Here is a 26,770-nt window from a genome sequence, read left to right on the forward strand (position 1 = left end):
TCTATTTTTCCAAGTTCATTGAACTAAAAATTACTTTTAACGGTTCCCTCAACTTAGTTAATCAAAACACTATTTTAAATGAAAAATTTAAGGGCTATACAGCGTATGGCTTGTTTTGTAGCAGCCGCATTAATTATGGGTTTCGGTCCTATGTTCTTTGGGCCCGGCATGACAACTCCAGAACCGTTTGCCCAATTTGCGGGCGGTACGTTTCCCGGGGTCGGTGCGGTACGGGACCCCTATAGACCAGCTTACCCGAACGTTTTCTTCGATTCCCCGATCACGTTCACTTTGGTTCCGGGCCAGAACAAAATAGTCATCGGTCAACTTGACGGTAAGCTATTCTATATCGAGGACGATCCCGAGGTTGCGAATAAGCATGCGATAGTGGATTTTTCGGAGGAAGTGGGAGATTATACCAATGACGAGGTCTGGGACGGGGGATTTTTGGGACTTTCCATCCATCCGGACTTCGGTGCCCCCGGCAAGAATTATTTCTATATCTATTACACTACGGCCGAGCCGAACAACACGCTGGGCTCCGCACAGGATTTTTTCTGCGGTAACGAGACATTCGCTGGGAACTACCTTCTTCTGGAAAGGTTCGAGGTCGACCCTGAGGACCTGACATATATCGACGGGTCCAAGGTCACCATGATCAAGCGGCGCATGTACAATACGACCCACAGGGGCGGGGGCATGGATTTCGGTGAGGACGGTTTCCTATATCTGTCCACTGGTGATCAGGCCACGTTCGTGAACGCGCAGGAAATCGACGAGAACCTGGATGGTGGCGTGCTAAGGATCGATGTCGACAAGGACCCGGCAAAAAGTCAGGCACCCGTGCGTACGCTATCCTCCCCGGGCGCTGGGGAGGCGGATGAATTCTCCGGGGTAGAATATTGGATACCCAACGACAATCCATTTTTAAGCCCCGCCGGGGCTAATTTTGAGGAATACTACTCCATCGGGCATAGAAACCCTCATCGGATGACCAGAGACGCTAATACGGGCGTTTTCTATATCGGCGAGGTAGGTGAGGCACTGCACGAAGAGATCAATGTACTGTCGAAGGGTAAAAATTATGGATGGCCCCTTTTCGAGGGACTTGATCCCGGCCCCGATGAGGATTGCGTCACGCAACTGTACAACGGCATGGCCCATGAGGGTCCACTCACCCAATTTCCCCGTGCCGAAGCCAATGCGCTTATAGGGGGTTTTGTCTACAGGGGTACGGAAATACCTAGTCTGGAGGGAAGGTATATCTGTGCGGACTACGGCACGGGCGATGAAATCTGGTCTGTTGACATCACTACGGGGCAATATGAAGTGTTGGGCAATTTCACTCCCCAGGGGGTCATCGGTTTCGGCCAGGATTTCGATAAGGAACTATATATACTCAAACTGGGCGACAATGTGAACCTTTACAAGCTTGCCGCCCCCGGTATAAATTATGGGGACATGCCCCAGACCTTGTCTGCCACCGGCGCTTTTACGGACCTACAGAACCTAAAGGTTTCGACAGGGTACATCCCCTATGAGCTAATAGACCCCTTTTGGTCCGACGGGGCGCTTAAGAAACGTTGGATGGCGATACCCAATGATGGGAGCCATGATACCCCAGGGGAAAGGATAAAATTCTCCGAGAACGGGGAATGGGAGTTCCCTCTGGGTACCGTAATGATCAAACATTTCGATTATCCCGTAGACGATAGGGACGCCACCAAGACGAGAAAGGTGGAGACACGTTTCTCTGTAAAGGCGGACGACGGTAATTTCTACTTCCTTACCTACAAATGGAACGAAGCACAGACGGAAGCCTATTTACAGGAGACGGGTGTCGAGGAACCGATACAGGTCACGACGGTAGGCGGGGGCACACGGCAGGTTAATTGGCATTTTCCCTCAAACAGCGAATGCCTGAGTTGCCATAATGCCGCGTCGAAAGGTACCTTGGGGCCACGTACACGTAATTTGAACAGCGACTATGATTATTCGACCCATGTTTCTGGTGGAACTGTGGGGAACCAATTGGTGACCTTGAGTTCCTTAGGTATCTTGGACCGCACCGTTACTGACGGTCAGACGGGAGGTTTCCTTACCCATGTTTCCATCGACGACCCTAATGGTAGTCTGGACGAAAAGGCGCGTTCCTACCTTGACCTGAACTGTGCCTATTGCCATAGACCGGGCACGGGGAACCGTGCGGATTTCGACCTGAGACTTTTCAATACGCTTTCCCAGACAGGTCTGACGACCGCCAAATACAATACTGCTATAGGGATTCCGGGTGAAGAGGTATTGATACCGGGCGACGCTTCCCGGTCACAGGTCTACCATAGGGTGGCCAGTAAGGATCCAAGTATAATGATGCCGCCCTTGGCCAAAGGCCAGGTGGACGCCAAGGGAGCGGCCCTGATAGAGGCCTGGATAGACCAGTTGCTACCGTTGCCCCCCGTTCCCGCCACGGGTCCCTACAGGATAGTGAACAGGGCCAGCGGTGCGACGCTACAGGTGCCCGATGCCGGTCTGTTGGACATGACGAACGTTGCCGAAGGGGAGTACACGGGTTCCGACAACCAACATTTCGTCCTTGAGAACGCCAATGCGGGCTATTACCAGCTTAGGGCCAGCCATAGCGACAAGTACCTTGATGTGGCTTCCGCCTCGACCAAAAGCGGGGCGAACATCTGGCAGTATGAAGGTAATGGTACAGATGCCCAACTTTGGGAAATATTGGACGGGGGTGACGGGACCTTCTATCTGGTGAGCAAGTTGAGCGGATATTATCTGGGGACCCAGCCCGATGGCAACGTCGTGGTGAAGGCCGACAACGGCAGTGATATCTTCAGATGGGAGTTTCTATCTAATAGTGAAATCAAACCCCTTGTCCTGTCGCCGGTCTCGGACCGCTCCGACCTTTTGGGCTCCACGGTCGATTTCACGGTGGTGGCCTCTGGCGGCGACCCTTCCGCCGCTCTGGGGTACTCGCTATCGGGCGCTCCGGAGGGTGTCTCCGTCGACGCTTCCACGGGCCGTGTCTCTGGCACGTTGACGGGTGCCCCGGGGAGCTACGCGGTGACGGTCGGGGCCTCGCGGCCCGGTTCCGCGGCCGTCTCCACGAGCTTCTCCTGGAGGGTATCGGAGGCTTCGCGTGTCGTGTACCGTATCAACGCGGCCGGCGGGCCGCTTGCCTCCACCGACGGCGGCCCCGACTGGTCTGGGGACGGGGTCGCGGGCGCGTCCGCGTTTGGCGGTCATTCGGTAAGTTCGGGAGGGCTGAGCACGAGTACGGCGATGTCGTATGGGGGCCGCGACGGCTCTATCCCGGGCTATATAGACGCGGCGACGTACGTTTCGCTCTTCTCGAGCGAGCGTTGGGACCAGAAGGGAGGCGCCGAGATGTCGTATTCGATACCGCTTCCCCCGGGCGATTACGTGGTCAACGTGTACATGGGGAACTCGTTTTCCGAGACCGACGGGGCGGGTGACCGTGTGTTCGATGTTACGGTCGAGGGCTCGGTCGCGCACGGCGGGGTGGACCTGGTATCGCTCTTCGGCCATCTGTCGGGGGGCATGCTGAGCTATCCGGTGCACGTGGCCGACGGCGCGCTTGAGGTCGGGTTCGTCCACGGGGTCGAGAACCCGCTGGTCAACGCCATCGAGGTGCTGGCGGGGGCCGTTGCCCCTGGCCCGCTTGTCCTGTCGCCGGTCTCGGACCGCTCCGACCTTTTGGGCTCCACGGTCGATTTCACGGTGGTGGCCTCTGGCGGCGACCCTTCCGCCGCTCTGGGGTACTCGCTATCGGGCGCTCCGGAGGGTGTCTCCGTCGACGCTTCCACGGGCCGTGTCTCTGGCACGTTGACGGGTGCCCCGGGGAGCTACGCGGTGACGGTCGGGGCCTCGCGGCCCGGTTCCGCGGCCGTCTCCACGAGCTTCTCCTGGAGGGTATCGGAGGCTTCGCGTGTCGTGTACCGTATCAACGCGGCCGGCGGGCCGCTTGCCTCCACCGACGGCGGCCCCGACTGGTCTGGGGACGGGGTCGCGGGCGCGTCCGCGTTTGGCGGTCATTCGGTAAGTTCGGGAGGGCTGAGCACGAGTACGGCGATGTCGTATGGGGGCCGCGACGGCTCTATCCCGGGCTATATAGACGCGGCGACGTACGTTTCGCTCTTCTCGAGCGAGCGTTGGGACCAGAAGGGAGGCGCCGAGATGTCGTATTCGATACCGCTTCCCCCGGGCGATTACGTGGTCAACGTGTACATGGGGAACTCGTTTTCCGAGACCGACGGGGCGGGTGACCGTGTGTTCGATGTTACGGTCGAGGGCTCGGTCGCGCACGGCGGGGTGGACCTGGTATCGCTCTTCGGCCATCTGTCGGGGGGCATGCTGAGCTATCCGGTGCACGTGGCCGACGGCGCGCTTGAGGTCGGGTTCGTCCACGGGGTCGAGAACCCGCTGGTCAACGCCATCGAGGTGCTGGCGGGAGCCGTTGCCCCTGGCCCGCTTGTCCTGTCGCCGGTCTCGGACCGCTCCGACCTTTTGGGCGCCACGGTCGATTTCACGGTGGTGGCCTCTGGCGGCGACCCTTCCGCCGCTCTGGGGTACTCGCTATCGGGCGCTCCGGAGGGTGTCTCCGTCGACGCTTCCACGGGCCGTGTCTCTGGCACGTTGACGGGTGCCCCGGGGAGCTACGCGGTGACGGTCGGGGCCTCGCGGCCCGGTTCCGCGGCCGTCTCCACGAGCTTCTCCTGGAGGGTATCGGAGGCTTCGCGTGTCGTGTACCGTATCAACGCGGCCGGCGGGCCGCTTGCCTCCACCGACGGCGGCCCCGACTGGTCTGGGGACGGGGTCGCGGGCGCGTCCGCGTTTGGCGGTCATTCGGTAAGTTCGGGAGGGCTGAGCACGAGCACGGCGATGTCGTATGCGGGCCGCGACGGCTCTATCCCGGGCTATATAGACGCGGCGACGTACGTTTCGCTCTTCTCGAGCGAGCGTTGGGACCAGAAGGGAGGCGCCGAGATGTCGTATTCGATACCGCTTCCCCCGGGCGATTACGTGGTCAACGTGTACATGGGGAACTCGTTTTCCGAGACCGACGGGGCGGGTGACCGTGTGTTCGATGTTACGGTCGAGGGCTCGGTCGCGCACGGCGGGGTGGACCTGGTATCGCTCTTCGGCCATCTGTCGGGGGGCATGCTGAGCTATCCGGTGCACGTGGCCGACGGCGCGCTTGAGGTCGGGTTCGTCCACGGGGTCGAGAACCCGCTGGTCAACGCCATCGAGGTGCTGGCGGGGGCCGTTGCCCCTGGCCCGCTTGTCCTGTCGCCGGTCTCGGACCGCTCCGACCTTTTGGGCTCCACGGTCGATTTCACGGTGGTGGCCTCTGGCGGCGACCCTTCCGCCGCTCTGGGGTACTCGCTATCGGGCGCTCCGGAGGGTGTCTCCGTCGACGCTTCCACGGGCCGTGTCTCTGGCACGTTGACGGGTGCCCCGGGGAGCTACGCGGTGACGGTCGGGGCCTCGCGGCCCGGTTCCGCGGCCGTCTCCACGAGCTTCTCCTGGAGGGTATCGGAGGCTTCGCGTGTCGTGTACCGTATCAACGCGGCCGGCGGGCCGCTTGCCTCCACCGACGGCGGCCCCGACTGGTCTGGGGACGGGGTCGCGGGCGCGTCCGCGTTTGGCGGTCATTCGGTAAGTTCGGGAGGGCTGAGCACGAGTACGGCGATGTCGTATGGGGGCCGCGACGGCTCTATCCCGGGCTATATAGACGCGGCGACGTACGTTTCGCTCTTCTCGAGCGAGCGTTGGGACCAGAAGGGAGGCGCCGAGATGTCGTATTCGATACCGCTTCCCCCGGGCGATTACGTGGTCAACGTGTACATGGGGAACTCGTTTTCCGAGACCGACGGGGCGGGTGACCGTGTGTTCGATGTTACGGTCGAGGGCTCGGTCGCGCACGGCGGGGTGGACCTGGTATCGCTCTTCGGCCATCTGTCGGGGGGCATGCTGAGCTATCCGGTGCACGTGGCCGACGGCGCGCTTGAGGTCGGGTTCGTCCACGGGGTCGAGAACCCGCTGGTCAACGCCATCGAGGTGCTGGCGGGAGCTAATACATTAAATGTAGTCTCTTTAAAAAGTCAAATTGCTTTGAACGAAACTAAGGTTAATGCAGTTACGATTGCACCAAATCCTGTTATAAGAAGTCAAAACATTCAAGTCTCGATTGAAGCAAAGGAGGATTACATGGGCTCCGTTTCAATTTTCACATTGAATGGGGGAGCAGTATTTAATAAAAAATATGAAATACTATACGGTCAAAATGTATTTGAAATTTCAACCGATAATTGGGAGACAGGTATTTATTTGATAAAAGTATCTGTCTCAAATGAAAATATTTTCAAGAAAATTATTATTAAAAATTAAAATTAAGAATTTTTACCGATGTTTCTATTTAAAAAATCATCGCTTCAATAGCTTTGATTTTAAAAATTTGCTACCCTTCAATTCGATATATTTATAGGTTAAAGCAGAATAAACTAGAATAAGAATACATAAAAAAATAAGAACTCCAACTTCCGTATATGTATTTTGCTCTATTTTCAAAATCTTAAAAAAGAATCTAGGTAAAACGGTAATTATGAGCAGGTGGTTTAAATAAACCGAATAAGAGATTTTTCCTAGAAATTGTACAAAAGGGGAATCTAATATTCTGGTAATTGTACCATCGGTTTTTAGGAGCATTAAAATGGAAAAAAAGAAAATGATATTAATGGTGAAATTTCCGTTAAAATGAGCCAAACCAAAAGTGTTATCATGGATCATGTACATGACTAAAAGAAGGGCTATAGGAATCAAATATTCCATCCAATCCTTAAATGGGATTCTAAATTTACTAACCTTGAACAAAAGATATCCCAGACTGAAGGAAACAAAAGCCCTTAGGAAAAAGTAATTTACAGGGGGTTTGAATTTTAATAGGATAGACATAGAAACCAGAATAAGGCATATGTAGAATATCGTCTTGTTCTTTTTACTTAAATAAATGGTTGCCAAGCCAAAAACGATGTAGGAAATCATTTCTGCAGAAATAGACCATGAAGGACTATTCATACCTCCATCGGTATCACCAAAAATTGGAGTTGAATTCGTGAATAATAACGAATCAATAGTGGCAAGTATAAGGCTTGGAACAGTTTCTGGGGTATTGATGAAACTTTTGAGAATTGTACTTCCGAGAAGTTCGAAAAGAAAATAAACCATTATCGTAAAAAATAATAATGGATATAATCTAATAAATCGCTTTTTTAAATAAATCCAAAATTCATTCTTGGTCGATAGATTATCATAATTATAGGAAATAACATAACCACTTAGTACAAAGAAGAACTCTACAAAAATCCAAGCACCATTTTTGACAAAATTCTGAGATACAAATTCCGGTAAAATTCTATTATCATAATGAAAAAAAATAATCATAAAGCTAAAAATGCCCCTTAAACCGTCCAATTTTGTTATTCTCATATCGATTCTATTATTGACCAATTAATCATGTCACAAGATTAACGCTTTTCAACTAACAAATAGTATTCGGTATATAACATTACCTTAATTTTGTCGTTAGTTTTCTATTGAGGTTGATTTTATTCTATCTGTTTTTTGAACTAAAATTCTTCGTAAAGTAATTCTATGTATTTGAGTATTCTTATTCCAGTATTTAATGCTGAAAATCATATCATAAATTGTCTTCAAAGTATACTGAAACAAGAAATCAATAGCGAAGATTATGAAGTTCTTATAATCAATGACGGTAGTACCGATGAAAGCAGTCGGTTAATTGCAGATTTTGTCAAAGACAAACCTAATATGCAATTATTCGATCAAAATAATAAAGGAAATGCGGCTACTAGGAATAGCTTAGTGGAGATGGCGCAAGGTACCTATGTCTATTGTTTGGATGCTGACGATTATCTGATACCCGGGGCTTTAAAAAAAGTACTGGATTTTGCATTGAACAATGAAATGGATTTCGTGGGCTTTCACTCAAGTGAAACTTTACGTCCAGATGAAAACAAACTTTCTTCAGATCATTTGAATGACGCTATTCTCATAAGCACCGGCGTAGAATTTTTAAAAGAAAAGTCTTTACCCTATGTAGAGGTTTGGTGGTATTTGGTGTCAAAAAAACTTTTGAAGGATTTTCAGATCGGTCTGGACAATATTACGATGGCCGATGTTATTTTTACGTATAAGATTGTACTTAGTTCCCGAAGAATGTGTGTGCTTCCTTTACAGGTTCATTGGTACTTTCAATCTCCTGTTTCTATTATGAGAACCAAAGGAAGCATAGCGGAACATAAATTGCGCCTTGCCGATGCTACATATGAAATGGTCTTAAGATTAAACGATTTAATAGAGAAACCGGAAGAATTTACATTAGATACAAATGTCGACGTAAAAAAAGACCTTATTCTTAAAAGAGATTATTATTCTTTTTTTATGATTATAAAGTGGTTACGATTTAGTCGGAACAGTCAAAAAATAAAGGATAAAATCACTATTCTAGAACAAAGATCAATGTATCCTTTTACGAGTCATGTTCAAATTCATAAAATTCCTTATTTTTTTGAAAAAATTATCAATTCAGTTATTAATACCAAAAGAATTGTCTTTGCACTAATTTGGATAAGTTCGATTTATAAACATAAAAAATAAGAGGGTTGAACCATTGACGACCCATTCAAAACTAACGGAGAACATATAAAATATTAAACATAAACGCTTTATGCCAAATACACTTTTAGAATCAATTGCACTTAACTCACTCGAATCTATATCCTTATATAAACAATCGATCGCTATTATTGACGATAACAACCCTTATTACTGTTATGAGCTGCTTGTTAATCATTTAGATCATCAAGAACTATATTTCTTTCGCTATGTAATCAATGAAGAAGTTTCCGTGGTTATGCCATTTATTTTGAGAGACATACTACATGACGACGTAAAAACCGGGTATTATGATGTTACGAGTCCTTGGGGATATAATGGTCCGCTTTTTCACCCATCTTTATCAAAAGAGTTGATCGAAGGTTTTTGGGTTGCTGTAGATGCTTGGTATAAAGAAAATAAAGTAGTTTCAGAATTTGTTCGGTTCAATTTCAGTGAGAATTATACGTTTTATACAGGCGAAACGATTCATACGTTACGTAATGTAAAGGGTAAAATAGCCGATTGGGATTATTTTTGGTCTAATTTAAAGTCGAATACCCGCAATCAATTTAGAAAGGCCAAAAAGGAAGGATTAACTTTTGAGTTGCACTTTGGTACGATCGACGAAGCCAAGGTGAAGGCATTTTATGATGTTTATATTGGCACCATGAATAGAAGGGATGCCATTGATTCATTCTATCATCCTTTAGAATATTTCACGGAGTTTTGCGAAAAAAACCCTCGAAAATGTGCCATTGGCTTGGTGTATGAAAACGACCTTGCTATTTCCTGTGAATTATTTTTAATATCAGACGATACCATGTTCTCATTTTTAGGAGGCACCAGCTCCGACCATTTTAAATTGAGACCGAACGAATATTTAAAGATCAATGCAATCGATTGGGCAAGAACTCAAGGATTGACTTATTATATGATCGGGGGAGGGCTATCCAATAGCGAGACCGATAACCTATACCTATACAAGAAAAAGTATTTTCCTTTTGATGATGATATCCATTTTTATACCGGTCGAAAAATCATTGATAAACAGGTATATTTAAAATTGACTAATGAAAATAGTACCGATGATACCTTATCAATGGAAGAGATAGAAAAAATTGAAGAAGGCTTTTTTCCACGCTATAGAGCGTGAGTAATCAATTTAAATAGAGATAAGTTCTTTATAAACGCTAAGGGTGTTATCTACCATTTTCGTTGTGGTAAAATTAGCAAGGGCTTTTTGTTTGCCATTTTCAGCAAGTTTTTGCCGTAAAGAACTATCTCTAAGTACTTGCTCTAAACATGCGGCTAATTCAACAGCACCCTCCATTGGGAAAATAAGTCCGTTTTCACCATGGTCTATTTGGTCATAGGCTCCATTAGAATCTGATCGGATGGTACAACAACCTGACATCATGGCCTCAACCGCTACCAAACCAAAGGTGTCTGAACGTGAGGGGAGTACAAATACGTCGTATGCTTGATAGTAGGGCTTGGGATCACGAAAACCAAGTACACTTATTTTTTCGGTAAGCTGATTTTCGTTAAGAAGATCGGCCAACCACTTTTCCTGCGCTTTTGATTGATAATCACCAACGATTACAATGTGCAACTTCTCTACCAATTCTTTGGATAGATGTTTCCCGATAGCTTCGATTAAAACATCTGTTCCTTTTTGTGGAGTAATTCTACCTACGACCCCTACAATTAATTTATCGGAAGGGATGCCGTGCCGCGCTTTTAATTTTGCTAACGCTTCTTTTGATTCTTTAACGGCAAATCGTTCGGAGATACCATGGTATACCATACGGATACTTTCTTCTGGGGAACCCATGACCTTTTTCGTAAATTCTTTTGAACCTTCGCTAACGGCAATCAATAGTGTAGGATGCTTATATCTTGCGTTTGGCCTAATCGTATCTGCATGTACGGTAGAGGTGAATTTTTTGCCCATTAACCAAGGTATAAAGGTAAGGTTAGGCGAGTGGCAATGGATTACGTCTGCATCGATTCGTTTTATAAATCTAGCGATTTTGAAGAGGCTGGTCACCGACATGACCCCTTTTGTTAACGGATTGCCATTGGGCTCTTTAAAGTAATGTACGGTAACGCCTAATAATTTAAACTGAGCTTTAAGTTCATCGAAAAAAGAGGTGTCGGTTGTTTCCTTTATTTTAAAACCACTGGTAATGATATGTAGTTCATGTCCACGTTCGACCATGCCTTGAACCAGCTCACGTATATTCGTGGCCAACCCATCCTTTCCAAGACGCATGACAATAAAAACTATTCTCATTTAATTAATTATTTTACATTTTTAAACTGTGGCCATTGACTTCGCTGTAAATCCATTGCCAGCATTGATGGATTGGAGTTCGGATCGACCTCGATCTCGTCTGGGTTGAATACTTTTTGTATGGTTTTCCAATAGATGTACACATCGTTTTTAAAACTCATATTTTCCATATACTCAATGTCTTTTTCAAAACGCTCTTCCCAACTCATGAAATTTCTACCAGAAATTTGTGCCAAACCTGTAATGCCTGGACGTATTAAAAATCGTCTGTTTTCTTCTTCTGTGTAATAGGGCAGATAGCGTATTAATAATGGTCGTGGTCCTATTAAGCTCATATCTCCCTTAATGACATTTATCAATTGAGGTAACTCATCAATGGACGTTTTTCTAATGAAGATACCAAAGGGGGTTAAGCGCTCACTATCGGGCAATAACTTACCTTGTTTATCGGTTTTACTGTTCATTGTTTTGAGTTTAAGAACGGAAAATATTTTCTTGTGTTTTCCAGGTCTTTTTTGGGTGAAAAATGGATTCTCCCGAAAACTAATGGCAATTGCGATTATGGCTATAATTAAAATGGGGGATACAAGGGTAAGACCAATGATACAAAATAAGATGTCTAGGGGTCTTTTAAAATAATTTTTATAAATCATGAGGTGTTGTTTTTTCTAATCCGTTATTTACGGCTTCTATGATATAATTTAAATTTTCAGGAGTATACCTGAAGTCCATATGAATGTTCAATAAAAATTTATAGGCTGTGGCCATCGTGTTTTTAGGCCAAAGTTCTGCGGGATAAATAGCTTTGGATATTAAAAATGATTTTAATTTTTTTAAACAAGCTTCCTCTTTGAATACGAGTAATAATCCAAATCCATCAAAACTTTCCGTATTTATAATTTTAAAGAATGGGCTAGGTTCAATTTTAGGAACGGTATAAGCGAGATTCCTGTTTTTGAAATGATTATAGTCCTTAAAAAGAAATTCCTCCAATCTGATTTTATGCTGTTCCAGCACCGGAACAATGGAATAATTAACCCCTAATTTTGATTCGCCTTTAGCGTGTAGCTGCAGATAGTTATCTTTAACCATAGCCTCTTCACAAGTAGCTTTTAAACGCATTGCTTCCCCAATAGAATCCCAAGCCTCACGTATTGCAATTTTTTCAGCTTCGTCTACATACGGTAGGTTTAGAGAAGCCAAGGCTATTTTCGACCTGCTTTTTTTCGGTTTCCAAGCTATACCTCCTAAGGGTAGCGGAATTGTTTTTCGCAACGAGGCAATACAAAAATCGGCAGTACTATTTTCGCAACCTTCACTCAACCATCCATGGGAATGATCTTCAATGACCCAAGGCCGTTCTTGATCGGGTATAGGGTTTGTTTTTAATCCCCAGTAATTATTCACAAAAAGAATAGCGTTCTTATTTTTGAAGTTCGACCAGTCAATGGTCGCTTTTGGATCAAAAGGATCTATCTCATAGTATTTTATGGTCTCGAATTCATGTTCTAACCATTCCTTTACGAAAGGACAGTAATAATTGGGAAACCAAACCGTTTCTATAGCTTCCGTTTTTTTTAGGAGTAAAATGATGTACTTAATCGCATGTCTACCAGAATAGAACAAGATACGATCGTCACAAAAGTCTGTGTTCGCAAGGGAGCCAAACAGGTTTGGTTCTACTTGATGGAAGAATGATCCGTACCCAATAACATTTGTATTCATAGCGCAAAGAAACCAAATTTAGTTCATACAATTTGATCAAATCGAAGAAGTTCTTAAAAATTGGCTGAAATAATTTTAGTGCTTATTAATGTTTTTGAACCTAAGGCTTTTCTGTTTTTGAGAGTAAATTTTCATACTCTTCACGCAGTAACTGCCATATACGTTTTTGGTCGTACCTGTCAATAATCATTTGTCTACAGTTCGCAGAAGAGTAAGTACTTTCTTTACCTTCTAAAAACGCGGCAATGGCTTGTTCTAATCGCTGAGCATTCTTTACAGGTACAATTGCGCCGTTCTTTCCAGGGATGATGATTTCATTGCTGCCATTGATGTCACTGGCGATAACGGGAACCCCCATAGCCCCGGCCTGCATAACGACATTAGGAAAACCTTCACGATAACTAGGGAAGATCATTGCTTCGGAGATCGCTAAATACGGTCGTACGTCGTTGATCCAACCTAATACTTTTATTTTAGGATGACCGTTTAGAATTTCTTCGGTACGCGGCGCAATCGGATCTAAATGCTTTTCAGGACTTCCGGCAATTAGTAAAGTTACATTATCGAATTGCTTCGCAATATTCTCGAAAGCATCGATCAATTCATGAATACCCTTGTCGGCTACAATACGACCAAGATAGATTAAGACCCTTTCACTTTGAGGAAGCTTTAATACTTCCCTAAGCTCGGTTTTGTCCTTCTCTGTAAATAGGGCTGGGTCGAAATGGGTGATATCTATTCCATTGGAACTTCCTTCCCCGATAACCTTCAATTTTTTTTGGGAGGTAAAACCTTCCTGTTTTACAAAATCGTCCAATCCTTTAGAGTTTGGGTAGACTTTCGTAGCACAAGCATAGGTGAATTTTTCAACTACGTTCAATAGCGTTCTTTTTTTACCAGTGGCTTCCATTAAAGGTAATCCCGCAATGGTATGCAAACGATGCGGTACGTTTGCCAATAGGGCTGCCAACATGCCCAAGGTACCTGCTTTCGGTGTATGGGTGTGAACAATGGCAGGCTTCTCCCTTCTAAATAATCTATATAATTGCCAAACCGCCTTTAAATCTTTCAAAGGGGTTATTTGTCTTGTCATTTCTATCCCCAAGGTTCTGATACCTTCTTGCTTGGTAACTTCATCTAACATGGGGTCATTGGAAGCTACGCCAACAATTTCATAGAACTGGTTCATATAGGCTAGCTGTCCTTTTAATAGAATTTTAAGGGATGAGGCTACTGTGGTTACCCGAATGATTTTTTTCTTGACCATAATTTTAAACTCTTTGGGGGTTTCATCAACTATTCAAATCAAACAATGGCATTATTCGCATGATGCATATAATGCTTGATGTCGCTCATATATTTTATCGATGTCAAATTCTGAACGTACCTTTTGTTTAAAGGATTTCGCTTTTAAAATCGCTTCGTTATAGTTGGTCATTAAGGATATCATTGCCAAATGAAAATCGGCGATACTGGCTAAATAACCTGTTTCTGAGGTTAAAAAATCAGGTATACTGCCCACGGGAGTTGTTATTACCGGTAAGCCAACAGATCCCGATTCTAAAATGGATATTGGCATTCCTTCCCACAATGAGGGCATAATCTGGGCATGAAAATCAGGTAACAGTTCTGGGACGTCATTCCTGAATCCTACTAGCTCTATGTGGTCCTGTACGTTAAACTGCTTAATTTTTTCAATCAATCGACTCTTCAGGGGACCTTCACCAATAAAATAGATTTTGAAATTTATGATACCCCTATCCTTGATCTTTTGAGCTATTTCTGGAACGTAAAGTGGATTTTTTTGCTCTGTAAGGCTGCCTAAGAATAAGAACTTAAAGACCTCGGGCTTTTTTTCTGGGTATTCCTTACCCTTTTTGAATTTTGTTAAGTTGATACCGTTGGGTAGTACGATGCTATTTTTTAAATACCATTTTTTACCACGATCAGAAAAAACAACATCTTTACATCGAAGCGGTTTTGAAAGGAACAATATGATCCTTCTGAACGAACTACTTACACTATTGTTATGTAGCGTAAATACGATTTTTATCGGAGACCCACTTAGTTTTAAAAGTATGGCCACCAATACGGCATGGAACATATGGCAATGCACAACGGGTTTTTGGGCGTATTCGGCTAAAATTCTTTTAGCTTTGGTAAGACCACTGGCCAATTGTGAAAAGGAATCGATATTTAGAAAGTGACATGGTATGCCTAATGCAGTAAATTTATGTTCAATAGCCTTTAGACCCGTGACAGAAATAACGACTACTTTTTTTTGATCTTCTTTAGCTCTCTGACTGAGGTCTAAAACCAAATGCTCGGCCCCGCCACCAGAAAGACCTGTTATTATGTGAATATTATAGTTCATCATTTATTAACCTCACTTAAAAAAAGTTGCTCGTAATCTGAAATAATTTTATCCTCGTTATACCGGGAAACCACCGTATTTCGTATTTCTTTACGATTCCAATCTTGTTTTGAGGCTAACACAATTTTTTCGACATACTCTTCAGGTGTATTTGCGATGTAACCGTTCACACCTTCAATAATAATCTCATTAATACCACCAAGAATATTAAAAGAAATTACCGGTGTTCCTACTGCGCAGCTTTCAAGCAAAACGTTGGGAAAACCTTCTACAAATGAGCCCAAAAGAAAAAGATCATGGTTTTGAAGCAATTGCGCTACTTCATCTGAAAAGGGAATGTGGGTTACTTTATCTTCAAGATTATATTTTCTTATGGTTTCAAAAATTTCATCTTTTAAATCGCCGTTGCCTACGATAGTATAGCTAAACGGTATGGTTACGTCTTTGAGTACCTCTAATAATCTTAAATGACCCTTTCTACTGGAAAGGCTGCCGATAGTGATTAGCTTGAACAGTGAATTCGAATCTTCTTCATGATTTTTTAGTTGAAACCTTTTAGATACGGGATTGTTGATAATCTTTACCTTTCTGTCGGGAATCCCGAACATTTTTTTGACATCTACGGCCATATCCACAGATTGGCACACCATAACATCAAGTCTATTGACCAAATAGAGGCCAAGCCATTTGGGCAATTTTCCTTTCATTTCCTGTACTTCAGAAAGTACACTGATTACGTTGACTTCCCTTCCTATAAAGATCGTTTTTGGAAAGAAAAGTTTTATAAAGCCCAAAAGGATATTTACATGGCCTATGGTGCCAAAAACGATATCAGGCTTTCCTTTTCGTACGGTATTAAAAATTGCTCCGAAACTCTTTGAAACCCGTCTGTGATTTAAGAATTCAACGGCAACATCAGTTACTTCAAAGGTGGCATCTTCTTTTGTGCCAATCACATAAAGGGTAGGCTCGAATTTGGCCTTATCAATGTTTTGGGCAATAAAAGAAACTACTCTTTCTGCGCCACCTGCTCTAAGAGAGGGGATAAAAAAGAATATTTTCGTTTTTATAGTTTTCATAATTGGTATAAATAATGAAATGGTGTTTTTTTAAACATGTTTGATTATTCTTTTGATATCGATTTCCTTTATTTTTTTTGCGGGCGACCCCCCTATTAAAATACCATCCTCTTCAAAAGATTTATTAACTGATGAATTTGCTGCTATAGCTATATCGTTTCCTAAACGTATGTCACCGTAAATTTTCACTCCCGGAGCGATATATACATTATCACCTATTTGAGGAGCTTCTGGTTGACCTCCGGAAGCCCCAATATTAACACAGACTTCCATCCTACAGTTTTTTCCAATTTTTGCATTATTGTTGACTACGATAGTTCCATAATGAAGTATACAAAGACCTGGTCCAAATACATTTAAGGGAATTGAGAAGCTTAATTCAATCGATATTTTTCGAAATTTATAATGTAAATACTTTATATAAATTTTAGAAAGTACCCCTTTTTTACAATTAGTGAAATATTCTAATTTTCTTAGCCTCTTTTGGAACCTCCACGTAGGTGCCGGATATAAAAAATCTTTAATTTTGTCATATGCAGAATTAAGTTTTAAACCTCTTGCAATGGCATCTTGTTGAAGATAGTATTTATAATCTTTTTCGGAATTAATCATTTATAATAGTTAATCAAATTTTTTGAAAGTATCAATAGAAAATATTTAGTTTGACTTTTAATTAAAATAGGATAATATCCTTTTAGGGGTGTGCCAAATGCTAAGTACAAAACAACATAAGAATTTCCTTAATCCTAAATTTAAATCTCTATTCTTGTATATAAGAATTGATTTAACATAATTAAATGCTATTTGATGATAATATGGATATTTAAAAATATCTAAAATAGGTGTCTCTATTAATTGGTAATATGAATTGTAAAACTTATTTTTTTCTATTTCTAATCTACTTTTCTTTTTTAATATCAAACCGTCAGGGCTTTCAAAGTATACCCTGTGGAAAATATTGACACATAAAAAATCATACTCTTTATTGATTCTATTCCAAGTTGCCCCTTCACTGATAAAAGAATGCTCGCTATGATACATTTTAAATTTCTTTAAAACATCTGTTCGCCAACTATGCCATTTTTCACCGGATACCACTTTTTTCCTATCTAGAATTCTTTTATTAAGATCCACCTGCCAAAAATTAAAGGGAAAAGGTTCCCCGACCAATTCATTTTTCTCATCGTGAACTAGCGTCCAAATACTGGCAATTTTACCTGGGTTTTCAGAAAGGTCGACAGTACCCCATAAATTTTTTAGATCTGCTATTGTTTCAGGACCAAAAGAATCGTCACTATCGGCAATAATTGTTATGGGTCTCGTGCAAAAATTTAGGCCCTCGTTAAGAGCGTTAGGTTTTCCTTTGTTGACTTCCAATAAATGATAACTTATTGTGAAGGGCAATTCTTTTTTCAACCATACATCAACTAGATTCTTCGTGTCATCAGTACTGGCATCATCTATGATATGCCATTCAAAATCTTGATCTGTTTGTGCCAGTAAGGATAGGTATACCCGCTCTAAAGTATGGGCTCGATTATACGTTGGGGTTAGTATGCTAAACATAAACTGTTTTTGAATGCTGCTTTTTTATGTACAGGTATATTACAAGGGCATTAATTAGGGAAACCAATGAAGTGGCCAATGCCAAGCCTTTTATGCCCATTACCTCTACTAACGTATAATTCAAAAAAATATTGAGAAGAAAACTAATGAGCGAAGAGAAAACCAAAAAGTTATTTTTATTAATAGCTGTGAGGTACTTGTTCATTATAATGCCTACAACATAGAAAGGAAGTTGAATGAAATACATCTGCTGTATAATGTAGACCAAATCGGTGTCTTTTTCTGTAAACTCGCCCCGTTCGAAAAAGAGGGTGATAATAAATTTGGAAAGCATAATCAATATTACCATAATGGCACCGCTTACGAGAAAACTTGATTTGAGCATTCTTCGTAAATACTGATAAGTAGCTTCCCTGTTTTCGGCGGCCTTACTTGAGAAATAGGGTAAAATCGTGCTTCCTAAAGGTAAGCTTATAAGGCTTATGGTTACCATAGGAATTTTTACCCCATAATTTAAAGCTGCTATGGCACCTATTGCCATTTGTGCTGAAAAATATTGATCTACCATGGGGTTTACACCATTTATAAGACCAGAAGAAATTTTAGCAGGTATTTGATTGATTAAGGTCTTCATGTTCTTACTTTTAAAATCAGGCAGGCCTAATTTTAAAAGACGTTCTTTTATACTTACGATCACCAGATATAGTGTACTCAAGATACTGCCCGCCAGCATGCCTACAGCAAGGGTTTTTTCTTGTAGAAAATCCTGAAAAAACAAACAGATTATTAGTGCTAATGGTGTGAATATATTGTTTAAAGAAGAAGATAAGAATTTGTTGTCCGTCATTAATAGGCCTGAAATCAAAGAAGATATGGCCCAAAAAAACATACAGGGTAGAATTATCCAAAGTTGAATTTTTATCAAATCATAATATACTGTTGTGTGACCTGGGAACATTGACTCGAGGTATAGGTCAATACAGAAATATGTTGCTGCCATCATAATAAGGGCAATGGTCGTGGTAATGATAAAACTACTGGTTTGAAAGGCTCTCGTATCTTTTGAAATGCTTTTTTCCAATATATAATTTGGGATAAAAACGCTACTATAGGAATTAATAAATACATTTTGTATGAACGATGGCACCAAAACTGCGATTAAAAAAGTATCCAAGAGTTCTGAAACTCCATATTCTTTGGCGATTAGAATTTCTTTGTAAAAAGTAATTCCCTTTACCAATAAAGAAACCCCTGCAACAATTAACATATTCGTTAAGAGTTGTGACTTTTCTTTTTTAAAGAAATCTAGGATGAAGACTTTTACTTTTTGTACTATTCCTGAATTATTCATTGCCTATTGTCTACCAGTAACTTGCACAGTATTCTTTTGAGGTTCAGTGTATTCTTTTAATCTAATGTGAACCCATACATACAGTAAAAGTGAATAGAAGGTCGTTAAAAAATTATGGTTGGTAAGCAAGAAGAGACTTAGGGCTATGAGTATCATTAACAAGTGAGGGGCATTTTTGAAATTTCTGGCACTGCCCACAAATAAATGTCCTAAATAAATTAAAAATATTATGAGGGGAATAATACCCCCTTCGCCCCATATTAATAAATAGGTGTTATGAACCCCTACAGGAGCTTTAATTCCAGTTGTTCCAAAGGAACCATAGCCATTACCTAATATCGGTTTATCCAATAATGGGTCATAATACCTGCTCCAAGTTTCCCACCTAGAATCTTTGTCGATACCCTTTGCATTTTGAGTATCTCCACTTGCCATTGCACCTATTTGTTCCAACCTTTGATTCTTTACTGGTAGAAATTCATTGAATACCAAAAGCATGCTTAGAACGCCGAAACCAATCACTAACATTCGGGCATTTTTTATACTTAACTTTATGGAAAGAATATTCAATAATAACCATGATAGGATAAAAGTGCGAGAAAATGTCAACAATCCTAAAATTGTAAAGACTGTTTTTCCTATTAATTTCATTTTATTGGGCATTACATACGTAAGCGAAAAACCAATTAAACAAATAAGACCTCCGTTGTTCGGGTCTAGATAAAACCCACTATACCTACCGTAATCTGCTTTTGGATCGTTAAAAAGAAACATATTCCCTAAAATGGAAAGTGCGCCGATAAACATAAAAACCCATATTTCTTTCGAATTCGTATATTTCATAACTTCGTAACCGCCCCAAATAATAATTAAATATTTAATAATTACAATTACAAATTGTATAAATATGGGAGGCATGTAGGTTTGATCCAGAATGCTACTCAAAGTAAAAAACAATATGCCAAAAATCAGCATAAAGTTATCATTGCCACTTTTTCCGTTGATCAAAACGAACAGCAAGATCAAACCAAAGGTTGAATAACTGATTAAAGAAGAGAATGTACTATTGATATATACTAAAGCAAAACCTGGTAAATTCCAGAGTATTAATGCTAGAATAGCATATTTTAAGAGGTTAGAAAATTTTGATAATTCCATTATTTTTTCCCTAGTACATTTTTAATCAACTCTTCCCATCTAATTATCATATTATCCAAGTTGTATTGGGTAAGACCTTTTATAGCATTATTACTTAGTTTCATCATCAAATTTGTATCATCGATAAGGGTGGAAATACCATTTTGCAGGGCCTCCTTATCTTGGTTTTCAATCAATAGTCCGTTTTCTTGGTCATTTATTAAGTCACCTGGACCAGAAACACAATCATATGCAATACAGGCCATACCATTTGACAATGCCTCCATTAAGACCATAGGTAGTCCCTCGTATTGGGATGGGAGTGCGAATATCTTCGCATTTTGCATTACTTCCCCAATATTACTTATAAAACCTAAAAACACTACTTGGTTAGATAAATTTAATTCTGCTGTTATTTTTTTTAGTATGTTCAGTCCAGGTTCCCCATCGCCAGCAATCATTAGTTTCCAATCGGGATGACTTTTAAGAATAGGGGCTATTATGGGCAATAAGACATCAAACCCTTTTACTTGATATCTTTTAAGAGAACCTGCTACAAGAATGGTGTTTTCTCGCTCACTAAAAGGTTTTATCGTTTTAGGGATATTTATGGGATTTGGCATTATTACAACCTTGGCACCCAAATTTTCAAAAAATGGCTTATCAAATGAGGTAAGTACTGTGGTGGTATCAGCAAAACGGTATAATAATTTTCTAATCCATTTAGACTTAAACGAGGGATTTGCCAAATGATTGTTGTGCTCGCTTATTATCACTTTAATTCCATAAAACAAACCTATTAGAATGGCGATTAAATTATTGGAAGGTATAAATGCAATTAAGATATCTGGTCTATTTGATGTTACTCGATAATAATTAAAAGAATTAAGAAGTGACCGAACAGAATGATTTTTTATTTTACCATGATGTAGGTCGATTCTCTTTACCTTACTATTGGTTTTATAGGCATTACCTTTATTAAAGGTAATTAGATTAACCTCATGTTTATGTTCAATAAAACCATTAGCCAGCGTAACCATAACTCTCTCTGCACCGCCACCGACTAGTGAATTTATCATAAAGTCAATTCTCATAAAAAGTGTTTTTAATAAGTGACAAATATAGTTGGCAAAAAGGGAATTTTATTAAACAATAGACGAAAGTATTGTTTTATCGGTTGGCAAAATAAGTATAAGGATTACGGTTTAATCTGTTCTGGATTTAGATAATAAAAGTTCAACTTTTTATTTTTAAACACATTTTTTGGCAATCATCACTAGAATAGATTCTTTTTTATTATTCTATAATCAGCATATTTAGTAGTAAAGTATAAAGGGGGCAAAGCCCCCTTTATACTTAATGTCCTTAAATTATCACAAATAATATATATATATGTTTGACTTGTTGTTTCAAATGCTAATTATTTACGTCTACCTGATTCATGTATTCTTCAATATTTTCATATCCATCACCATCAAAATCTCCCCTATAACTTTGAGATAAATTACCAAAGGTTTTAATTTCCCAGGCATCGGCCATACCATCATTGTCCGTATCATACGATGAGGGCCTTTTGTTATTAGGTATGTTTGGTAATATCCATTCAGAGACTTGATGCCACTCTTTATTTATTCTTTTAAGCGCTATATTAAGCATACTTGCATCAAAAGAATCTTGATATGTCTTAACTACACCGTTGTCATTGAGGTATTTATTAGCCCCAATATTTTTGTTGACAATTTTTTTTGTGTAAACTTGATTAGCTGTTTCTAATGGTTTTTGGTTGGGAATACCAGGTAGTAGCAGCCTTGTATTGCTGAAAAAATTCAATCCCAACAGAAGGCTTCGATTGCCGAAGTCTGTCCACATCAATTTATTGTTGCTAGAAGCATTTGATTTCGAGCTAAAACCTTCATAAACATTACCTTGAGTAAATATCCTGGGAGAATCGTTAAGCCCTAATTCTTGATGGGCATTTGTAATATTGCCAGACGTCCCGGGGTGGAAGATGTAGTTGTTCAAGTGATTCAGTTCTATGTTGTAATAAGCGTTTATCATTTTGCTCATCGGGGCATAAATGACATTATTATTAACCTCGCCTTGACCATTAAACGCTATATTGGGGGTACGGTTGCCGCCAATAATAACATTATCTAAAAAACTAATATTGCCGATGTGATCCTGCGGGTCATTGGGTCTTCCTGGATTGATTGCGGTGTACATATTGGTATGACCGTCGGCAACAAGATTATTCTGAAAAGTAAGGCCATACATAGTAGAACCTTCGGCTACATGTTGTTGGTCAATATATCCGCCCATATTTTTATCATAAGAAAATGAGGCTGAACAATGGTCAACCATAATTTTATTCCCTCCATAGAACAAAAATGCCCAGGTATATGCATCATCTTCGGCAATACCATTTTTGTTACCTTTATTTCCATTTTTGTCATATATAGGTCTACTACGCATATACCTAAATATTAAATTGTTGCCGTCTCCAAAGCGACCATTGATTCTAAATGAACCTCCGGTCAAGGTAATGCCGCCCATTGGAGCAGATTGGCCGAAAATGGTTTTGTCATTAACTCCTCCCATACCATCATAACCATATTGGGCACTTGTACCACCTCTACCCAAATCAATATTACCCGATACATTGAAAACAATATACCCAACCTCTTTATTTTGCATGGCTGTAAAAAGTCCACCAATATAATAGGCATCGTTATTCCCTTGCTTAGGAACAAACTTTAAGGGAGCGTTACGATCCAGTGTATTGATGATGGCCAATACTTTTCCTCTTCCACCAGTGGCTTCGGATCCCCCTCCAAAAGCAGTGGGAAACGCTTTTACAGGTCCGTCATCAGAAACGGTTACCGTTACAGTAGCCTCTTCTTTGGTGGTGGTTTCTGTGGTCGTATCCACTACTTCGGTGGTATAGGTAAAGGTGTCTTCTTCGGTAGTAGTTTCTTGAGAAGTTCCAGTGGCTTCTTGATTGGGTACATAGGTCAACGTATTGTCGCCATTAATCGTCACCGTACCATTATCTGGAGTTGAAGTTTCTACGATACTTACCTTGGTGTTTGAACCAAAATTATCGTTATTTAGCACGTCCATTAAAATAGAATTTTGCCCCCGCGATATGAAAAAGGTATCATCTGCTAATAGGGCCAAACTTTGCAAGTTATCATTCTCATTGATGACATATTCCGATAAAAGGTCAGCATCTTTGCTACAGGAGAAGAGTAAAAAACACGACCAACCTACTAAGGTCAATTGTGATAGCGTACTACGGGTAAAGTTCATAAGTAGGTGTTTTGCTTTTTGGGGTTAAAAATTTTGTGATATGGGATACAATTATAGGGCGATATTTTATTTTACCGATGAATTCACCAATATTTTCGATGAACTACTTAAATTATTTTGAGATTTAAATTATCTAACGATTAAAAAATCTAAATATTCTTTCAAATAGGTTATTTAACTTATTATTTGAGTACCTGTTACTATAGGTTAACATCTATAGATGATTGTCTGCTTTACGAGACAAGTAGGATGATCGGATGTTCTTGATCGACAAAATGCATCTTTTTTATTTAAATTCGATGAACTGCAGTTATTGTTAACAACATTGCGGTGCCACAATTCAGCTAGTATCCCCAAATGGAACTTGTAATAGGAAGATACTTATTTTAAAATAGTGCTTTTGGTCATTGATTGCGATCGGTTAACTTTTATAAAACTCCTGTTGATAGAATAAGCCCTATTTAATAGAGTATGAACGGTATTTGGATACACCGGGATAAGTTTACAATCGCAGCATTTTTGCTTACTTGAACTTATATTAACCGTAAAAAAGAAATTAGGGTCAATTCAGGCCACCTTGTCTTTACTGCATAATCTAGATTTAAATGCTACGACGCTTGCGTAAAACTTAAACATGAATGCCTATTCAATGCCCCGAGGTTGGTTACTTAAAAAGGCTTAGAAAAATGACGTTATTTTTCTAAGCCTTTGTCTTTTGAAACCAAAGGTTTAATTATAATCTTGCATCTACATTTTTAGTCAAAATTCCTTTTACATCATAGATGACCCCATCGGTTTTCAGCATTTCTTTCAGTTCCATAGCTAAAAATTGGTTATGGGCAACCGTTAAGACAATGGCATCATATTTATCTTGGGGCAAATCTTGGGTCACTTTCATCCCATATTCATGCTCTACTTCTTTACTAGAGGCCCATGGATCATAAACCGTAACGTTGGTGCCATATGATTTTAAGTTGTTGATTACATCTACGGCCTTCGTATTACGCACATCAGGACAGTTTTCTTTAAAAGTGATACCCAATACCAGAATCGAACTTCCCTTAATTTTGATATCCCGTTGTACCATGAGTTTTATGATTTCAGAGGATACATACTTTCCCATGGTATCGTTCATACGACGGCCCGCCAAGATGATTTCTGGGTGGTAGCCATATTCTTGTGCCTTCTGCGCTAAATAATAAGGATCGACCCCGATACAGTGTCCCCCAACCAAACCTGGTTTAAAAGGCAAAAAGTTCCATTTGGTACCTGCCGCTTCTAATACTTGATGGGTATCAATGCCCATCAAGTTAAAAATCTTGGCCAATTCATTAACAAAGGCAATATTGATATCGCGTTGCGAGTTTTCAATGACTTTTGCAGCTTCCGCAACTTTTATGGAAGGCGCCAAATGGGTGCCGGCCGTTATTACCGATGCATATAGTTGATTAACTTTTTGACCGACCTCTGGCGTGGAGCCTGAGGTAACCTTTAATATTTTTTCTACGGTATGTTCCTTATCTCCTGGGTTGATACGTTCGGGCGAATAGCCTGCATAAAAATCGGTATTATAGCTTAGGTTACTGATTCTTTCCAATACAGGAATACATTCATCTTCTGTTACACCGGGGTATACCGTTGATTCATAAATTACCGTGTCTCCCTTTTTCAAAACTTTACCCACCGTTTCCGATGCTTTATAAAGGGGTGTTAAAATGGGGCGGTTGGTGCTGTCTACAGGAGTAGGAACCGTTACGATATAGTAATTGCAATCTGCAATATCTGCCAATTGATCCGAGCAAAACAGACCGGTTTCCATTTTGGCCGTTGTTTTCAAAACCCCTTGAAGTACCTCATCTTCAACTTCTAAGGTACTGTCGTGGCCTGAGCGTAGTTCTGCTATACGATCTTTATTGATGTCAAAACCTATTACTGGATATTTTGTAGCGAATAATCTCGCCAAGGGCAGACCAACATAGCCTAAGCCTATTATGGCAATCTTAATGTCTTTCATTCTTTGTTTGTTTTAGTATCGCTTATCGTTGTTCGTTAATTTATGTTCAGGCTCTCGGTCCTTTAGCACTTCATCCTGTTACTCCTACTTTATACTTCGTTACTGCTAACCCCCTAATTCCTTAAATGGATCCAATACCAATCTACGGCTTCCTTAAGTCCGGTCTTGATGTCATATTTTGGATCATAGCCCAATAGGGTTTTGGCTTTGTCTATCGATGCTAGAGAGTGTGGTACGTCTCCCGCACGGGTAGGCCCATAACTGTTTTGAATGTCCGCTATTTTTGGGTCATAAGCACTTAAATAATCTTTAAGTAATTGTGTAAGCTCGTTCAAATCGGTCCGTTCACCAAAGGCTACGTTATATACGGTATTTAATGCCGTTTGGTTTTCGGTCACCAATGCCCGTACATTCATTTGGATCACATTGTCGATATAGGTGAAATCACGGGAGAAGCTGCCATCGCCATTAATGACGGGTGATTCATGTTGCATGAGCTGCATCACAAACTTGGGTATCACAGCGGCATAGGCCCCATTGGGATCCTGTTTTCTGCCAAAAACATTAAAATAACGTAAGCCGATGGTTTGCATACCGTACGTCTTGCTAAACACATCGGCATACAATTCATTGACATATTTTGTAATAGCGTAGGGGGAAAGCGGTTTTCCAATAATATCCTCTACTTTAGGCATGTTGGTTGAATCTCCATAGGTGGAAGAGCTTGCTGCATACACAAAGCGTTTTACGCCAGCGTCGCGTGCCGCGACCAACATATTTAAAAATCCGGACACATTCACGTCATTGCTGGTAATTGGGTCATTAATGGAGCGAGGTACGGAGCCCAACGCCGCCTGGTGCAAGATATAATCTACACCTATACAAGCTTTTTTACAATCTTCTAAATTACGGATATCACCTTCAATTAAGTTGAATTTACCATTCACCATCAAAGGTTCTATATTTTTTCGTTTTCCCGTAGCAAAATTGTCCAAACAGGTCACTTGGTTGCCGTTATCCAATAAAGCCTGACAGAGATTGGATCCGATAAAACCGGCACCGCCGGTTACTAAAATATGATACTTAGATGTTAGATTATATAACTTCATGTAATGGATTTGAGGTTGCAAAAATGCTATTGGTTTATCTAATAGACGAAAAAACTATTTAAAAGGACGGCAAACGTCGCTTAAAGGAAATAGGT

18 protein-coding genes are annotated in these 26,770 nt (G+C 41.3%); 3 read left to right on the forward strand and 15 right to left on the reverse strand.

Annotated elements, in window-relative coordinates; genetic code table 11:
- Nucleotides 1-78 precede the first annotated feature (78 nt).
- Complete coding sequence (locus ACNR9Q_RS09985; protein WP_419211072.1) at nucleotides 79-6,426, forward strand: malectin domain-containing carbohydrate-binding protein; 6,348 nt, start codon at nucleotides 79-81, stop codon at nucleotides 6,424-6,426.
- A gap of 36 nt (nucleotides 6,427-6,462) precedes the next feature.
- On the opposite strand, the gene ACNR9Q_RS09990 is transcribed toward ACNR9Q_RS09985, so the two are convergent.
- On the reverse strand, nucleotides 6,463-7,524 hold the full coding sequence (locus ACNR9Q_RS09990; protein WP_419211073.1) for an acyltransferase family protein: 1,062 nt from the start codon (nucleotides 7,522-7,524) through the stop codon (nucleotides 6,463-6,465).
- A 165-nt stretch (nucleotides 7,525-7,689) separates the two neighbouring features.
- On the opposite strand from ACNR9Q_RS09990, the gene ACNR9Q_RS09995 reads away from it, so the two are divergent.
- Together ACNR9Q_RS09995 and ACNR9Q_RS10000 are read left to right on the forward strand one after the other, a co-directional pair.
- The gene (locus tag ACNR9Q_RS09995; protein WP_419211074.1) at nucleotides 7,690-8,715 is read left to right on the forward strand and encodes a glycosyltransferase family 2 protein; all 1,026 of its coding nucleotides are present in this window, start codon (nucleotides 7,690-7,692) and stop codon (nucleotides 8,713-8,715) included.
- 70 nt (nucleotides 8,716-8,785) lie between these two features.
- A complete protein-coding gene (locus tag ACNR9Q_RS10000) occupies nucleotides 8,786-9,868 on the forward strand; it encodes a GNAT family N-acetyltransferase (protein ID WP_419211075.1) in 1,083 nt (360 codons plus the stop codon).
- 9 nt (nucleotides 9,869-9,877) lie between these two features.
- On the opposite strand, the gene ACNR9Q_RS10005 is transcribed toward ACNR9Q_RS10000, so the two are convergent.
- The 14 genes from ACNR9Q_RS10005 to ACNR9Q_RS10070 all read right to left on the reverse strand — a co-directional run bounded on the left by ACNR9Q_RS10005 (nucleotide 9,878) and on the right by ACNR9Q_RS10070 (nucleotide 26,675).
- The gene (locus ACNR9Q_RS10005) at nucleotides 9,878-11,011 is read right to left on the reverse strand and encodes a glycosyltransferase family 4 protein (RefSeq protein ID WP_419211076.1); all 1,134 of its coding nucleotides are present in this window, start codon (nucleotides 11,009-11,011) and stop codon (nucleotides 9,878-9,880) included.
- An 8-nt stretch (nucleotides 11,012-11,019) separates the two neighbouring features.
- Nucleotides 11,020-11,664: a sugar transferase gene (locus tag ACNR9Q_RS10010; RefSeq protein WP_419211077.1), complete on the reverse strand. Its 645-nt coding sequence runs from the start codon at nucleotides 11,662-11,664 to the stop codon at nucleotides 11,020-11,022.
- Nucleotides 11,654-12,736: a hypothetical protein gene (locus ACNR9Q_RS10015; RefSeq protein ID WP_419211078.1), complete on the reverse strand. Its 1,083-nt coding sequence runs from the start codon at nucleotides 12,734-12,736 to the stop codon at nucleotides 11,654-11,656. Before ACNR9Q_RS10015 ends, ACNR9Q_RS10010 begins: the two co-directional genes overlap by 11 nt.
- Before the next feature lie 100 nt (nucleotides 12,737-12,836).
- Complete coding sequence (locus ACNR9Q_RS10020; protein ID WP_419211079.1) at nucleotides 12,837-14,003, reverse strand: glycosyltransferase family 4 protein; 1,167 nt, start codon at nucleotides 14,001-14,003, stop codon at nucleotides 12,837-12,839.
- A 51-nt stretch (nucleotides 14,004-14,054) separates the two neighbouring features.
- Nucleotides 14,055-15,113: a glycosyltransferase gene (locus ACNR9Q_RS10025; RefSeq protein WP_419211080.1), complete on the reverse strand. Its 1,059-nt coding sequence runs from the start codon at nucleotides 15,111-15,113 to the stop codon at nucleotides 14,055-14,057.
- The gene (locus tag ACNR9Q_RS10030) at nucleotides 15,110-16,189 is read right to left on the reverse strand and encodes a glycosyltransferase (protein ID WP_419211081.1); all 1,080 of its coding nucleotides are present in this window, start codon (nucleotides 16,187-16,189) and stop codon (nucleotides 15,110-15,112) included. Before ACNR9Q_RS10030 ends, ACNR9Q_RS10025 begins: the two co-directional genes overlap by 4 nt.
- A 30-nt stretch (nucleotides 16,190-16,219) precedes the next feature.
- The gene (locus ACNR9Q_RS10035) at nucleotides 16,220-16,801 is read right to left on the reverse strand and encodes a serine O-acetyltransferase (RefSeq protein ID WP_419211082.1); all 582 of its coding nucleotides are present in this window, start codon (nucleotides 16,799-16,801) and stop codon (nucleotides 16,220-16,222) included.
- Nucleotides 16,802-16,858: 57 nt separating this feature from the next.
- Nucleotides 16,859-17,755, reverse strand: a complete 897-nt coding sequence (locus ACNR9Q_RS10040; RefSeq protein ID WP_419211083.1) for a glycosyltransferase family 2 protein — start codon at nucleotides 17,753-17,755, stop codon at nucleotides 16,859-16,861.
- A complete protein-coding gene (murJ, locus tag ACNR9Q_RS10045) occupies nucleotides 17,748-19,106 on the reverse strand; it encodes a murein biosynthesis integral membrane protein MurJ (protein ID WP_419211084.1) in 1,359 nt (452 codons plus the stop codon). Before murJ ends, ACNR9Q_RS10040 begins: the two co-directional genes overlap by 8 nt.
- Nucleotides 19,107-19,109: 3 nt before the next feature.
- The gene (locus ACNR9Q_RS10050) at nucleotides 19,110-20,264 is read right to left on the reverse strand and encodes an O-antigen ligase family protein (protein WP_419211085.1); all 1,155 of its coding nucleotides are present in this window, start codon (nucleotides 20,262-20,264) and stop codon (nucleotides 19,110-19,112) included.
- On the reverse strand, nucleotides 20,264-21,337 hold the full coding sequence (locus ACNR9Q_RS10055) for a glycosyltransferase family 4 protein (RefSeq protein ID WP_419211086.1): 1,074 nt from the start codon (nucleotides 21,335-21,337) through the stop codon (nucleotides 20,264-20,266). The genes ACNR9Q_RS10050 and ACNR9Q_RS10055 overlap by 1 nt, the downstream gene beginning before the upstream one ends.
- Before the next feature lie 322 nt (nucleotides 21,338-21,659).
- Complete coding sequence (locus ACNR9Q_RS10060; RefSeq protein ID WP_419211087.1) at nucleotides 21,660-23,552, reverse strand: Ig-like domain-containing protein; 1,893 nt, start codon at nucleotides 23,550-23,552, stop codon at nucleotides 21,660-21,662.
- Nucleotides 23,553-24,285: 733 nt separating this feature from the next.
- A complete protein-coding gene (locus ACNR9Q_RS10065; protein ID WP_419211088.1) occupies nucleotides 24,286-25,566 on the reverse strand; it encodes a nucleotide sugar dehydrogenase in 1,281 nt (426 codons plus the stop codon).
- Nucleotides 25,567-25,679: 113 nt separating this feature from the next.
- Nucleotides 25,680-26,675 carry an SDR family oxidoreductase gene (locus ACNR9Q_RS10070; RefSeq protein WP_419211089.1) on the reverse strand — a complete coding sequence of 332 codons (996 nt, stop codon included), beginning with the start codon at nucleotides 26,673-26,675 and terminating at the stop codon, nucleotides 25,680-25,682.
- Between the last annotated feature and the right edge of the window lie 95 nt (nucleotides 26,676-26,770).

This window comes from Maribacter sp. X9 (assembly GCF_048537565.1).
GTDB lineage: Bacteria > Bacteroidota > Bacteroidia > Flavobacteriales > Flavobacteriaceae > Maribacter.

What these genes read in the sequence shown, in the direction of transcription:
- ACNR9Q_RS09985 (WP_419211072.1), top strand. Translation starts at nt 79, where the DNA reads ATGAAAAATTTAAGGGCTATACAGCGTATGGCTTGTTTTGTAGCAGCC.
- ACNR9Q_RS09990 (WP_419211073.1), bottom strand. Translation starts at nt 7,524, where the DNA reads ATGAGAATAACAAAATTGGACGGTTTAAGGGGCATTTTTAGCTTTATG.
- ACNR9Q_RS09995 (WP_419211074.1), top strand. Translation starts at nt 7,690, where the DNA reads ATGTATTTGAGTATTCTTATTCCAGTATTTAATGCTGAAAATCATATC.
- ACNR9Q_RS10000 (WP_419211075.1), top strand. Translation starts at nt 8,786, where the DNA reads ATGCCAAATACACTTTTAGAATCAATTGCACTTAACTCACTCGAATCT.
- ACNR9Q_RS10005 (WP_419211076.1), bottom strand. Translation starts at nt 11,011, where the DNA reads ATGAGAATAGTTTTTATTGTCATGCGTCTTGGAAAGGATGGGTTGGCC.
- ACNR9Q_RS10010 (WP_419211077.1), bottom strand. Translation starts at nt 11,664, where the DNA reads ATGATTTATAAAAATTATTTTAAAAGACCCCTAGACATCTTATTTTGT.
- ACNR9Q_RS10015 (WP_419211078.1), bottom strand. Translation starts at nt 12,736, where the DNA reads ATGAATACAAATGTTATTGGGTACGGATCATTCTTCCATCAAGTAGAA.
- ACNR9Q_RS10020 (WP_419211079.1), bottom strand. Translation starts at nt 14,003, where the DNA reads ATGGTCAAGAAAAAAATCATTCGGGTAACCACAGTAGCCTCATCCCTT.
- ACNR9Q_RS10025 (WP_419211080.1), bottom strand. Translation starts at nt 15,113, where the DNA reads ATGATGAACTATAATATTCACATAATAACAGGTCTTTCTGGTGGCGGG.
- ACNR9Q_RS10030 (WP_419211081.1), bottom strand. Translation starts at nt 16,189, where the DNA reads ATGAAAACTATAAAAACGAAAATATTCTTTTTTATCCCCTCTCTTAGA.
- ACNR9Q_RS10035 (WP_419211082.1), bottom strand. Translation starts at nt 16,801, where the DNA reads ATGATTAATTCCGAAAAAGATTATAAATACTATCTTCAACAAGATGCC.
- ACNR9Q_RS10040 (WP_419211083.1), bottom strand. Translation starts at nt 17,755, where the DNA reads ATGTTTAGCATACTAACCCCAACGTATAATCGAGCCCATACTTTAGAG.
- murJ (WP_419211084.1), bottom strand. Translation starts at nt 19,106, where the DNA reads ATGAATAATTCAGGAATAGTACAAAAAGTAAAAGTCTTCATCCTAGAT.
- ACNR9Q_RS10050 (WP_419211085.1), bottom strand. Translation starts at nt 20,264, where the DNA reads ATGGAATTATCAAAATTTTCTAACCTCTTAAAATATGCTATTCTAGCA.
- ACNR9Q_RS10055 (WP_419211086.1), bottom strand. Translation starts at nt 21,337, where the DNA reads ATGAGAATTGACTTTATGATAAATTCACTAGTCGGTGGCGGTGCAGAG.
- ACNR9Q_RS10060 (WP_419211087.1), bottom strand. Translation starts at nt 23,552, where the DNA reads ATGAACTTTACCCGTAGTACGCTATCACAATTGACCTTAGTAGGTTGG.
- ACNR9Q_RS10065 (WP_419211088.1), bottom strand. Translation starts at nt 25,566, where the DNA reads ATGAAAGACATTAAGATTGCCATAATAGGCTTAGGCTATGTTGGTCTG.
- ACNR9Q_RS10070 (WP_419211089.1), bottom strand. Translation starts at nt 26,675, where the DNA reads ATGAAGTTATATAATCTAACATCTAAGTATCATATTTTAGTAACCGGC.